At 33.7% G+C, this 13,151-nt stretch carries 13 protein-coding genes and 1 pseudogene; 5 read left to right on the top strand and 9 right to left on the bottom strand.

Annotated features, from left to right (window positions below; genetic code table 11):
* The 3 genes and pseudogenes from ACGH6S_RS11560 to ACGH6S_RS11550 form a co-directional block, all read right to left on the bottom strand.
* Window positions 1-244: pseudogene (locus ACGH6S_RS11560) on the bottom strand (HTH domain-containing protein); the annotation flags it as partial.
* Window positions 245-468: 224 nt separating this feature from the next.
* Window positions 469-1,137 carry an SMI1/KNR4 family protein gene (locus ACGH6S_RS11555; RefSeq protein ID WP_411578931.1) on the bottom strand — a complete coding sequence of 223 codons (669 nt, stop codon included), beginning with the start codon at window positions 1,135-1,137 and terminating at the stop codon, window positions 469-471.
* Between the two features lie 310 nt (window positions 1,138-1,447).
* Complete coding sequence (locus tag ACGH6S_RS11550) at window positions 1,448-1,732, bottom strand: hypothetical protein (RefSeq protein ID WP_296300865.1); 285 nt, start codon at window positions 1,730-1,732, stop codon at window positions 1,448-1,450.
* A 527-nt stretch (window positions 1,733-2,259) separates the two neighbouring features.
* Here ACGH6S_RS11550 and envC point away from each other — a divergent pair.
* Complete coding sequence (gene envC, locus ACGH6S_RS11545; protein WP_411578932.1) at window positions 2,260-3,468, top strand: murein hydrolase activator EnvC; 1,209 nt, start codon at window positions 2,260-2,262, stop codon at window positions 3,466-3,468.
* The gene (locus tag ACGH6S_RS11540; protein ID WP_411578933.1) at window positions 3,468-4,283 is read left to right on the top strand and encodes a divergent polysaccharide deacetylase family protein; all 816 of its coding nucleotides are present in this window, start codon (window positions 3,468-3,470) and stop codon (window positions 4,281-4,283) included. The genes envC and ACGH6S_RS11540 overlap by 1 nt, the downstream gene beginning before the upstream one ends.
* A gap of 3 nt (window positions 4,284-4,286) precedes the next feature.
* On the opposite strand, the gene rapZ is transcribed toward ACGH6S_RS11540, so the two are convergent.
* The 4 genes from rapZ to dsbB form a co-directional block, all read right to left on the bottom strand.
* Window positions 4,287-5,135, bottom strand: a complete 849-nt coding sequence (gene rapZ, locus ACGH6S_RS11535) for an RNase adapter RapZ (RefSeq protein ID WP_065590654.1) — start codon at window positions 5,133-5,135, stop codon at window positions 4,287-4,289.
* 81 nt (window positions 5,136-5,216) lie between these two features.
* Window positions 5,217-5,810 (bottom strand): XTP/dITP diphosphatase, encoded by a 594-nt coding sequence (locus ACGH6S_RS11530; RefSeq protein WP_411578934.1) that lies wholly within the window; start codon window positions 5,808-5,810, stop codon window positions 5,217-5,219.
* A 62-nt stretch (window positions 5,811-5,872) separates the two neighbouring features.
* Window positions 5,873-6,529 (bottom strand): bifunctional tRNA pseudouridine(32) synthase/23S rRNA pseudouridine(746) synthase RluA, encoded by a 657-nt coding sequence (gene rluA / locus ACGH6S_RS11525; protein WP_065590656.1) that lies wholly within the window; start codon window positions 6,527-6,529, stop codon window positions 5,873-5,875.
* Window positions 6,530-6,607: 78 nt separating this feature from the next.
* Window positions 6,608-7,141 carry a disulfide bond formation protein DsbB gene (gene dsbB, locus ACGH6S_RS11520; protein ID WP_065590657.1) on the bottom strand — a complete coding sequence of 178 codons (534 nt, stop codon included), beginning with the start codon at window positions 7,139-7,141 and terminating at the stop codon, window positions 6,608-6,610.
* Window positions 7,142-7,287: 146 nt separating this feature from the next.
* On the opposite strand from dsbB, the gene rluC reads away from it, so the two are divergent.
* Entirely contained in the window at window positions 7,288-8,271 is a 984-nt protein-coding gene (rluC, locus tag ACGH6S_RS11515; RefSeq protein ID WP_411578935.1) for a 23S rRNA pseudouridine(955/2504/2580) synthase RluC, read from the top strand.
* Window positions 8,272-8,294: 23 nt separating this feature from the next.
* A complete protein-coding gene (locus ACGH6S_RS11510) occupies window positions 8,295-8,957 on the top strand; it encodes a histidine phosphatase family protein (RefSeq protein WP_411578936.1) in 663 nt (220 codons plus the stop codon).
* 67 nt (window positions 8,958-9,024) lie between these two features.
* On the opposite strand, the gene ACGH6S_RS11505 is transcribed toward ACGH6S_RS11510, so the two are convergent.
* Window positions 9,025-10,476 carry a M48 family metalloprotease gene (locus ACGH6S_RS11505; protein ID WP_411578937.1) on the bottom strand — a complete coding sequence of 484 codons (1,452 nt, stop codon included), beginning with the start codon at window positions 10,474-10,476 and terminating at the stop codon, window positions 9,025-9,027.
* Between the two features lie 201 nt (window positions 10,477-10,677).
* Complete coding sequence (proS, locus tag ACGH6S_RS11500; RefSeq protein WP_411578938.1) at window positions 10,678-12,399, bottom strand: proline--tRNA ligase; 1,722 nt, start codon at window positions 12,397-12,399, stop codon at window positions 10,678-10,680.
* A gap of 158 nt (window positions 12,400-12,557) precedes the next feature.
* On the opposite strand from proS, the gene ACGH6S_RS11495 reads away from it, so the two are divergent.
* The gene (locus tag ACGH6S_RS11495; RefSeq protein ID WP_085166081.1) at window positions 12,558-12,950 is read left to right on the top strand and encodes a hypothetical protein; all 393 of its coding nucleotides are present in this window, start codon (window positions 12,558-12,560) and stop codon (window positions 12,948-12,950) included.
* Window positions 12,951-13,151: the final 201 nt, after the last annotated feature.

Genomic DNA, 13,151 nt, shown 5'->3' with positions numbered 1-13,151 from the left:
TAAGTAAAGGTAAACGTTTGGTATCAACGTGTAGCATTTCTCCCGGATAGGTTTTGTTATAGCGTTTAGCTTGCCGTTTTAATTTATCTTCAATCGGGCTTTCTTTAGTACATTATAAATGGTAGGCCGACTGACCATAAAGCGTTTTGCCAAATCAGTGACCGTTATTTTTTCTTTATGATATAAGCGCCATATCTCTTGTCTGTGATAAGGCGTTAGTTTTGTTTTTTTTATGTATATTCATTACAGTAATTTCTCAAATTACTGTAAACAACGCTAGTAAATCCTACAATTAATGTATTATAGAAAAAGGTGACAGAATTAACTGTCACATATGGTGATTAAATATATAAAACTTAATCGGATATAAAATAATTAGTAGACGCCATCTAACCAAAAAATTACTCTATTGAAATTATTATATATTTCTTTGAAAAATACTGCTTCGATTTTTAACTGACGCTATTTCTACAAAAGACCTTCTTCTTTAAATTTGGCAAGTACTTCGCGACCTTTTTCAGATAACTCCAGTTTTTTTAAATAAATTTTAAGTCTATTTTCTGATGCTGTAAAAAAAACCTTTGAATATTTGAGCATTGAAGGTAATGCTTCATCAGGAAAAGGAATTTTAGGGTTATTATATTCATCTTCATCAGGATTATAATCATCTTCAACTTCACTTTTAATAATCATTGATAAAAATGCATCAAACGAATTTGCAACAAACTTCAGATTAGTATTTTGTTCTAGATAACCATTTTTTACAGACATATCAAAATAAAGATCATTAACTTCATGATCCCAATAATAAACTTCGCCATTTGGGCTTAAGCAAAGTAGATCGCCATAATTAAGTGTTGCTACAGCAAAATAATTCTCAGGTATTCTATTCAGATATGTATCGTTAGTAGCCAATAAATCTTCTCTAGATTCCTTTGAGAAGCCCAAAATAACCTCTAATGGCAATGATTCTCCATCACAATAAATACAGTAGTCAAAATTAACCTCAGTATCAAAAACAACTACATTATATTTTTTCAAAAAATCAATATAAGAATTGTTTGAATCTATTTTTAACTGTAACTTTGAAATACGTTTATCAATATTTTTTGGAACATTATATTTTGATTTAAGCATTCTAACTCCTAAAATATTGCTCATGTATAAGTATTAAGGCTTAGTCATTGTTGTGATTTATCTTTTTTTGTTATAAAAAATAAAATGATGAAACATTTTATATTAATACCAAAATTTCCATCTTTTTGATGTAAATTAAAATATTACATAGTGTATATATGTAATATTACCTTATCGTTTTAACTTATTATATAAGAAAAATAACCTTTTATTTGATATTGTTAATTTATAAATATTATTGTTAATAAAAACTGATTAATTTTTAAATAAATACGTATAGCCCAAATATAGAATCAAAAAACGATCATATTTATTGCTTATTTTTAATGATTATTTTTTTTAACCTTTTAATTTCATTAATTAATTTTGGAATATCTTGTCGTGCGTGTGCAATAAATTCTTGATCATCTATTGTTCCACCAATAAGTTCAATATTTTTTCTACGATTACATTCAGTTCCTGTGAGAATAAAATTTGAGCCACTAGTATGATCTCTACCTTCTACATATGATATCCATGGTCCCTTTGTTGCTTTTTCACATCGCTGAATTATTAGATTCAATTCATCATCTGATATTTTATTGTTATCTTGCATTAATGACTCCTTTTGAGGTTTGATTTGGTTATGAGTAGGTGTCATGGATCTTCAGATTGCTTCGTACATACCACCTCTATTATTTTGTTATTCTGGTAATATTGTTGCCTATATTGGACTGGCGATAACTTACCTTCAGTTGTGGTGTATACGATTATAATAAATTTAAATATATTCATAATGTTATTAGTCAGGTTCCTTATTCTAGTAACAACATGAATAATATATGTTTTAAGTGTATAAGAAAAGCTCAACGGCTGTATTATCGCAATAAGTAGCTTTTAGTATGTTGTTATGTGTTTGTTTATTGTTAATTCAACCTGTATTCAAAATTAGTAAAGTCGTGGGTAGATCACTTTAATAATACCATTTTTCCGTTCAGAAATGAGATACAAAACAAACTAATTTTTTATTAAAAAAACAAATCATCTTACTTTGTGTGTGGGTTTCATTTTGCATCTTGGTCCATTTATCGGTATAGTGATACTATCATTATTGTTTGGTTATAAATCATAAATATAAACGCCATGTCTGTTTATCAGAAAATTATTGTTATTGTTTTTGTTGGATTAATAAAGATTAGTTTTTTATATGCTAATGATAATCAGCAACTTCAATCTTTACGTCACGCTATTGAAGAACAAGAAAAACGTTTAGCACAACAAAAAGAAGAGCGTAATCAGTTGGTTAATAATCTTAAAGAACAAGAAACCAAAATAGCTAACCTTCTAACCTCAATTGAAAAGAATGACTTATCACTTAAGAAACTCGATCAAGAAATCAATAAGTTGATTGAACAAATTGATATATTAACTATAAAACAAAAACATCAACGAATTATATTATCAAAGCAGCTCGAAAGTGCATTTAAACTAGGCAAAACAACTGGTTTGGAGTTAATTTTTTCGGGCGAAAAGAGCGGACGTAATGATCGTATAATTGCTTATTACAGCTACATTAATCAAGCACGGCAACAGCAAATTCACAATCTTCAAGATACTCAAACCCAATTGATCGAGAAGAAAATTGAGTTACAAAAAAAACAAGTTTTGCATAAAGAATTACAAATTAAACAGAAAGAACAACAAGTAGGACTTGAAAAAAATCGTCAAAATCGACAAAACACGATAAATTCTCTTGAATCATTGATGCAATTAAATCAACAAAAATTAACCGACTTGCGTAATAATGAAGCTAAACTACAGGCTAAAATTGCTCAAGCTGAACGTAAAAATAGACGTATTGCAGAAGAAGAAGCAAAACAAGCAAAATATATTGAAGAAAAGCAGAATAATTCTCGTTATACTCCTAATCCTGATGAGCTAGCATTAATGGCTCGCGTAAGTGGTATTGGTAAGCCACAACATCAGTTTAATTGGCCAGTGAATGGTAATGTTGTACATCAATTTGGAGAATCACTCCAAGGTGAGCTACGTTGGAAAGGGATGGTGATTAATGCTAAAGATGGTGCTCAAGTTAAAGCCATTGCTGGTGGACGGGTCATCTTGGCTAGTTGGTTACAAGGTTATGGTTTTGTTGTTGCATTAGATCATGGTAAAGGTGATATGAGTTTATATGGTTATAACCAGCGTATTTTAGTTGAGGTGGGTGATAAGATTCATATTGACCAACCTATTGCATTGGTTGGTTCAAGTGGTGGGAAAAACATATCTGCTTTATATTTTGAGATTCGCCGTGATGGTAAGGCACTTGATCCGAGAGAGTGGTTAAAGTAATGCGTTGTTTTATTAACCTTTTTTTTATCATTTTCTTAGTGCTAAATTCCAACTATATATGGGCAGCAAAACTTGCAATAGTCATTGATGATTTTGGCTATCGCCAGCATAATGAAGAGCAAATAATTTCATTTTCTCCTAATATTACTATTGCAGTTTTACCAAATTCGCCTAATGCTAAACGTATTGCAACTATAGCCCATAATAATGGTAATGATGTGTTAATTCACTTACCTATGGCTCCATTAGGTAAACAGCCACTAGAAAAAGACACTCTATTTCCTTCGATGGATGAAGCTGAAGTAAACCGAATAGTAACAAATGCTGTTGAACAAGTGCCTTATGCTATTGGAGCTAATAATCATATGGGAAGTTTGATGACAGCAGATCTTACTGGTATGATAAAAGTTATGAAAGCATTAAGTCAATATTCGATGTTTTTTTTAGATAGTAAAACAATCGGTAAGACTCAAATAAAAAAAGCTGCTAGCTACTATAACATCCCAGTATTAACGCGTGATGTATTTTTAGATGCTCAACAAAAAGAAAGTGCTATTAGCTTGCAATTTGATTTGGCGATAAAATTGGCACGCAAAAATGGCGTTGCTATTGTTATTGGTCATCCACATCCACAAACAGTTAATATATTAAGGCAGAAGCTTGCAAATTTACCTTCAGATATTGAATTGACCAAGGTTAGTCAATTAATTACGGCAATACCAGCTTCAGCTAATCATAAAACTACACTAAAAGATATTTTTGAAAAATGTAAAAAAACATTGATAGATTATCGAATTTTTAAAATTGAAAGATAATCATCATTTTTTTTCTAAAGTTCGATGGCGAATTTTTACTTGTTTGTTTTGTGCTTTAAAAAATGCGGCTAATTGTTCAGCAATAAAGACAGAACGATGTTGACCACCTGTACATCCAATAGCAATGGTTAAGTAACTGCGGTTGTTTTTTTCTAATAAAGGTATCCATTGATTTAAGTAATTGGCGGTTTGATAGATAAAATTGGATACTTCATTGTGTTGTAATAAATATTCTTTTACTGGCTTATCTAATCCTGTTAATGGGCGCAAATTCACTTCCCAATGTGGGTTAGGTAAAAACCTGACATCAAATACAAAATCAGCATCAATGGGTAAGCCATGTTTAAAGCCAAATGATTCAAAAATAAAGGTTAATTCACGCTCTTTTTTACCTAAAATACGTGATCTTAATATGTCTGATAGTTCATGTACTGATAGGTCATCGGTATTTATAACTAGGCTTGCGTTAGATTTTAAAGGTTCTAGATATTTTTCTTCAAGATCTATTGCTTCTTCAAGAGAATAGTGTTGATTGGTTAATGGATGTATCCGTCGTGTTTCACTATAGCGTCGAATTAACGTATTACGACTACAATCGAGGAAAAGTATTTCAGGTGTCACCGATTCGGGTAAACGTTGAAATATATCATTATTAAAATCAAATTGTTCAGGCAAATTTCGAATATCAATGCTAACTGCAACTGGCGTGTTGTGGTTTTTTAATGAGTTGGCTAATTGAGGTAATAAAGCAACTGGGATATTATCAACACAATAAAATCCCATATCTTCTAGAGCGCGTAGGGCGATTGATTTTCCCGATCCAGAGCGACCACTTACTATCATTATAATCAAAATATTAACTCCAATATCATTAATGTATTAAGTATATACTGTTTACTTCTTGATAAGCAATTTCGAGTATAAATAAGTTTGCTAAGCAGTTTTAATTTTTTCAATCAATTGTTTTAGAGCTTGACCTCGATGTGATATTTGGCTTTTTTGTTCTTTTGTTAGCTGTGCTGCGGTGCAGCCTAGTTCTGGTACATAAAAAAGTGGATCATAGCCAAATCCCCCATCACCTTGTTCTTCATTTAAAATTAAACCATCCCATTTTCCTAAGCAGATGATAGGTGTTGGGTCGTTTTCGTGTCGCATAAAAACTAGCGCACAATAAAAGTAAGCGGTACGTTTTTCTTTTGGGATATTTTGTAATGCTTTAAGTAATTTTTGATTGTTACTTTTGTCGTTACCGTGTTCACCTGCATAACGAGCAGAATAGATCCCAGGTTGCCCATCAAGTGCATCGACCGCTAAACCAGAGTCATCAGCAATGGCGGACAGTCCAGTTAATTTGGCAGTGTGCCTTGCTTTTAAAAGTGCATTTTCAATAAATGTTAGGCCTGTTTCGTCGGCATCTGGTACATTAAATTGGCTTTGTGCAATAATATCAAAACCTGCATTAGCGAGTAATGTGTGCAATTCATTGACTTTGCCTTGATTATTCGTTGCTAAAACAATTTTTTGCATTTTAATTTCCTTTATATCAGTTGTTTATCTGACTGGCTTAAGCAGATTTTATATTCCTGTTTTTAAAAATCGGGTTCACAACTAAACGTCATACTTTCGCCTGTTTTAGGGTGGTTAATTGTTAGTAATTGAGCATGCAATAGCAGCCTTTTAGACATAGTAAAGGCTTCAGGGTGGGCATAGAATTTATCGCCTAAAATAGGGTGACCAATGGCTTGCATATGTACCCGTAATTGATGTGATCGCCCAGTAAACGGAAATAATTGCACTCGTGTTGTGTTGTCTGGATTGCGTGAAATGACTTGATACTCTGTCAGCGCATGTTTGCCATTTTCTAAATCGACCATTTGCCTTGGTCGATTGGGCCAATCACAAATTAGGGGTAATTCAACACGACCAGAATCTTGCTCAAGATGCCCATGCACTACAGCAATATAGGTTTTTTTAGGAATACGTTCACGAAATTGTTTTTTTATCTCTCGATCGGCGAGTTTAGAAAGTGCGGCAACCATGATACCACTGGTTGCCATATCTAACCGATGCACGGATTCGACGTAGCTATATTTTTGTTGCAATCGGTGAATAATACTATCAATAAATTGAGGTTTATTGCCCGAAACCGACAAAATACCTGGTTGTTTATTTACAACCACAATATGGTCGTCTTGATGCAAAATCGATAGCCAAGGTTCAATAGGTGGGTGGTATTCCAAAAGCATTTATGTGTGACGTTTGTAAAATAAAATTATCACACATTCTAACAAACTCAACAAAAAGTGCTAGTTTTATAAATAAAGTCATTTACTCCAGATTGAATTTTTTGAGGATAAAAAGAACTGAGATATTAATACAGCCAAACCAACAATAAAATAGCAAGCAAAAATAATAATCATCCATTGTGACATTTCAATTGTTAGAAACGTCCAAATTTTATCGGCACATGAACCATAAGCATTAAACAAACTAGGAAACCACGAATCTAATGGTAGCCAAGTAGGAAAGTGTACGTTAATTGAGCAAGTATCATTTAGATTAGGTTCAAATTGTAGATGAGCATGAAATGTTGCTAATGAAAAGCCTTTATAGGCGCTAAAAAGCCAAATGAAAATACCTATTAATCGAACAAAAATGTTGCGAGGAGCAATTATTCCAATAATGCTAGCCAACATGATACCAAAAATAGCGCAACGCTGATAAATGCAGAGAGTACAAGGCGCAAGCCCTAAACCATGTTGAAAATAAAGTGCGGTTATTTCAAAAGTAAAAGTAGAAAAGAACAATAAGAACCAAGCCAATCTAGCTTGGGAGTATTGATTAAGCAATGATAACATACTATTTTATTCCCTCATATTTCGCTATAATCTTTCTTCTTTAATTATATTGAATATAATCTATCTTATTTTTACTACGATAGTGTAGTTTATTTTTGAGTAATGTAAAACGATTTTATTTATTGACGGCGGATTAATCATTCCTTATGCACTCAACGGTTCCACATACAAAACTACAAGTCTCATTTGTTACTATTTCTGAGGAAAATGCGACACAACGTATTGATAACTTTTTAATCACCCATTTAAAAGGTGTGCCAAAAAGTATGATTTATCGCATTTTAAGAAAGGGTGAGGTTCGTGTTAATAAAAAACGGATTAAACCTGAATATAAATTAAATATTGGCGATGAAATTCGTATTCCTCCTGTTCGTATGACTGAAAAACCCACGCCAGAGATTTCGACCAAGCTTAATAAAGTCGCTGATTTAGAAAAGGCAATCATCTATGAAGATGAGGTAATGTTGGCAATTAATAAGCCATCGGGTATTGCTGTTCATGGCGGTAGTGGCTTAAGTTTTGGTGTAATTGAAGGATTACGCGCCTTAAGGCCTGAAGCGAAATTTTTGGAGCTGGTGCATCGCATAGATCGCGAAACATCGGGCGTGTTATTGATTGCCAAAAAACGCTCAGCACTAAAAGCGCTACACGAGCAGTTGCGCCTGAAGCAAATGCAAAAAAATTATTTGGCACTTGTTAAGGGGAATTGGCCTTATGAATGTAAAGTAATACAAGCCCCACTGCTTAAAAATGTATTAAAAAGCGGTGAGCGTGTGGTAAAGGTTGATAAAGAGGGTAAGCCTTCTGAAACGCGTTTTAAAGTTGAGGAGCGCTTCAATTTTGCCACTTTGATTAAAGCAAGCCCTGTTACAGGGCGTACACACCAAATTCGCATACACACTCAATACGCAAGTCATCCAATTGCTTTTGATGATCGTTATGGCGATAGGCAATTTGATGCGTTATTAGCTGATACTAAGCTTAATCGTTTATTTTTACATGCAGCAAGTGTAAGGTTTATTCATCCTAAAAGTTTGCAAAAGATGCAATTAAATGCACCAATGGATGATGTTTTGCAGGCTTGCTTGTCATATCTAAGAAAAGATAAATATGAAAAAACGGAATCTTAAAATAAAAAAGGTAGTTAGTACGAATGAAAGATATTAATTTATACTTAATTAGACATGGTCAAACGCAATGGAATATTAAAGATCAGATGCAAGGTTCTCAAAATTCACCTTTAACAGATCAAGGTATTTTGGGTGCTAAAGTGACAGGACAACATTTAAAAAATGTTCCTTTTATGCAAGCATACTCAAGTACACAACAACGAGCTATGGAAACTCGAGATTATATTGTTAAAGAAAATAATATAGTTATTCCTACTTTTGAGCTTGCTGATCTGCGTGAGATGGATTTTGGCATTTGGGAAGGCAAGAAAGTCCCTCAATTGAAAAAGGAGTTTCCAGAATTCACTACTTATTTGACAGATCCTGCTAATTTTGATGCTTCGGTCAATCAAGGTGAAAATTATTTTGATACCCTTTTGCGTATGAAGCAGGGGTTAAATACTATTGTAAAAAATGCACCTCAAGATACGGGTAATATTTTGGTTGTGTCACATGGAACGGTATTACGTATATTACTTTGTGTTTTAAATGGTGGTGATTGGCGTTTACATCGTGATGAGGATTATTTCCCTCGAATGTTAAATACTAGCATTAGTGTGGTTAATTATAAGCAAGGTAATGAACAATCTGAAGGGGCATTTACTGTAAAATTCTTCAATAATGTGGATCATTTAGCTGATAAATAAGTATTTTGTTATCTTCTCGACTAATGGGTGCGTAAATAATTAGTCGAGAAGGTTATTGTTAATAAAATTATCGTTTATAAGCTGCATAACGTTTTTGTAGCTGTTTTAATTGATTAATTCTTGCATCAATTTTGGAAATCATTGTCTGATCGCCTTTTGTTTGATTCTTAGCATTTTGTAGTAGTTGAATGGATTGTTGAAATTGACCTTCTAATGCAATTAATTCCGCTCTAGCACTCATTTCTTTTGCTCTTGCATGTAATCCCCCGTAAGCAGTAACGAGTAATTCCCATCCATTTGAGTCATCATTATGGTCAAAAGTATAGCGATGTAACAAGCTTACGGCTTGTTGATAGTTTTTGTTTTTTATATACGAATTAGCCAAGTTTAGTTGCAATGCAGAACTGTTTGGTGCTTTTTTTAATGCTGCTTGTAGGCGAGTTATTGCAGTGCTGCTATTGTTGAGCGCTAAATCAATATCAGTCATTAAATCAATATACCAAATATTATTGGGATCACTATCTAATAATGGCTGTAGTTGTTGTTTCGCTTTTTGATTATTTCCACTTAGATTATCAGCTAAAGCATTAGCATAAATAATAGCTGTTTTACTTTGTTCATTGTTTAGTTTTTTATAATCTTCAACTAATAGCTTTGAGGTATTTTTATTTTTAGCCATTAATATGGCCAATCGAGCTTTCGCTAAATAGTAGTTTAATGACGGAGATACATTTTTTTTGCTATATTGCAATGAACGATTTCGAATATCGGTTAATCGGCTGTTAGGTAATGGGTGAGTAAGTAAAATTTCGGGAGCTTTACTACTAAATCGGCTTTGATCGGCAAGTTTTTGTAGAAATTCTGATGAAGCATAAGGATCAAACCCTGCTTTAGCAAGCGTTCTTAAACCAACACGATCGGCTTCTTGTTCATTACTTTGCGTAAAACTAATCATATTTTGAGCTGATCCTGCCATGGTGCTTGTCATCGCCGCCATGCCTGCTTCGGGATTGGCTAATGTTAATAGTAGAGAGCCTAATGTTGCCCCCCAAACATAAGGGCTATTACGGTTTTGGTTTTCCATTGCTCTGGCTAAATGGCGTTGGGTGACATGGCCAATTTCATGAGACATAACAGAGGCTAATTGACTTTCATTGTCGGTGTCTAATATTAGTTTAGAATGAATGACGACATTCCCACCAAAAAAAGCAAATGCGTTAAGTACGTCACTTTTCATAATATAAAAATGGAATGGCGTTTTTACTGATTCTGATTTTGATACTAATTTTTTGCCTAGATCATTAATATATTGGTTTAAAACAGGGTCGTTTATTATGGGAGCACTTGCTCGTAACATTCGCATATAATAATCGCCCATTTCCATTTCTTGGCCAATGCTAAGCGTTGTGGCTGCCGCAGTACCAATATCAGGAAGGTTGATATTATCAGCATAAACGATAGATGTACTTTGTAATAATAATGAGGTGGATAATACCAAGGCAATTGTTTTTTTTAACATTATTCTAACCAATTAAAATAAGAGTTGCGTTGATTTATTCTAGCTGAAAAAAACAACAATATCACTTTGAATTTATAATTAGGGGTTTAACTTATTTGATGTAATGAGTGTTATGAATAATAATGTTTATTCTTGAATTGGTAAAATAACAACAACTATATTAATACGTTGTTGTTATTTTGATTTTTATGCTTGGATTTATTATGCTTTTTGACGGCGGTTTTGGATAAATTCAATGATATTGTTGACTTTCACCATTACTTTATCACCACCTGAACGGTGTTTGTATTCCACTTCTCCATTATCGAGATTGCGTTCACCAATTACGATAGTGTGAGGGATCCCGATTAGTTCCGCATCAGCAAACATCACGCCAGGGCGCTCTTTTCTATCGTCAAATAAAACTTCAATGCCAGCAGCTTGTAAATCAGCATAAAGTTTTTCGGCTGTTGCTTGAACTTTTTCGGATTTGTGCATGTTCATTGGAATAATGACAACGCTAAATGGAGCAATCGCTTCTGGCCATACAATACCACGATCGTCATGACATTGTTCAATTGCAGCAGCTACAATGCGGCTTACTCCAATGCCGTAACAACCCATAATCATAACGTGGTTTTGTCCATCTTCACCTTGGACTGCTGCTTTCATTGCTTGTGAGTATTTAGTACCAAGTTGGAAGATATGTCCCACTTCAATACCTCGTTTAATTTGTAATGTGCCTTTGCCATCAGGGCTAATATCTCCTTCAACCACATTACGGATGTCTTCAATGCGAGGTAAAGCAGTGTCACGTTCCCAATTGATATTAAAATAGTGTTTATGGTCAATGTTTGCACCAGCACTAAAGTCGCTCATAACAGCCACGTCACGGTCAATAATAACAGGCATATTTAAGTTAATTGGACCTAATGAGCCTGGCCCTGCATTCACAATCGCACGGATTTCTTCTTCGGTTGCAAATTCTAGTGGTGAGGCAACAATATCAATTTTTTCTGCTTTGATTTCATTTAATGTATGATCACCTCGAACCAGTAAAGCTACTAATTGATGACCACTCTTTTTCGTGGCTTTAACCATCAAGGTTTTTACGGTTTTTTCAATCGGTAAATTGAATTGTTCGACTAATTCGTCAATAGTTTTGGCATTGGGAGTATCGACTAACTCCATTGCTTTTGTAGGTTCAGCGCGTTTTTGTGTTGGTGCTAATGCTTGAGCCATTTCTATGTTAGCCGCATAATCAGATTCAGTTGAAAAAACAATATCATCTTCGCCACTGTCGGCTAATACTTGGAACTCATGTGACCAATTACCACCAATTGATCCTGTATCAGCACGCACCGCTCTAAAGTTTAAACCAGCACGTGTAAAAACTGCGCTATAGGCTTTATACATCTCATCATAAGTTTCTTGTAATGATTCTTGTGTAGTATGGAAAGAGTATGCATCTTTCATAATAAATTCACGTGAACGCATCACACCAAAGCGAGGGCGTACTTCATCCCGAAATTTGGTTTGCATTTGATACACGTTAAGTGGTAATTGTTTATATGAGCTAACTTCATTACGTAGTAAATCTGTAATGACTTCTTCATGAGTTGGGCCTAGAACAAAATCACGGTCGCCACGATCTTTAATACGTAATAATTCAGGGCCATATTGTTCCCAACGTCCGCTTTCTTGCCAAATATCAGCAGGCTGTACAACTGGCATTAATACTTCTATTGCACCGGCTTTATTCATCTCTTCACGGACAATATTTTCTACTTTTTTAAGTACGCGGTAACCAGTGGGAAGCCAGGTATATAATCCAGCAGCCACTTTGCGGATCATGCCTGCACGTAACATTAATTGATGGCTAATGACTTCAGCATCAGCAGGGGTTTCTTTTAACGTAGAAAGAAGATATTTACTGGTTCGCATAAATTTATCCTAAAAAATTTATTTATAAATATATATGATAAAAATGTGAGCTAGTTTAGCAGTACCAAGCGTAACACTAAAGTAATTTTATTGGTAATTATTGTGAATAATAAAGATTAATTGTAAATTATTAGCATTAGTAATTAAATGGAATTGATATGAAGAAATTAAATTTATCGCACTTCATTACTGCCTTTTTTGTGGTTTTGGTACTATACCAGCCAATTAAATTTATTATCTATCATTTTACTGATTTAAGTTATGATGAAATTTTGGATTTTGGTTGGAGAGGAGATGGTTGCGAAACTAAAGATGGCCGTCGGTTAGATTATATCGATTGTCCTTGTGGCACAGGATTAATAGAACCTGATGATTTTTATAAAATTAGTAATGAAGGAGATTTTTATTACAATGATAAGCTCTTGGGAAAAGTTATCCTAAAAACAAAGCCAAGTTATTTTTCTGGCGGTGAAATTCTAACAGGCGGCGAATTAGAAATTGAGAATTTAGAAACAGGAATAATTTGTTATTATGATTCAATTCTTGATTGAAATACAATCTTTAATATGTAGGAAAACACCCAGTTGTTTACACTTCATAGTTAAAATAATCCTCTAAAAACATTTAAGACATTTTACAGGAAACCGTTTTATGCGATTTTACGGTAATTTAATTATTAGGGACTGTTGATCTTTGCTGTACATAAATTACTCAACAATACATTGGCAGCCACATTAACATAAATGCCAGTG

The organism is Gilliamella sp. BG3 (assembly GCF_046635605.1).
GTDB lineage: Bacteria > Pseudomonadota > Gammaproteobacteria > Enterobacterales > Orbaceae > Gilliamella > Gilliamella bombi.
This window is presented reverse-complemented; position numbering and strand designations above follow the sequence as displayed.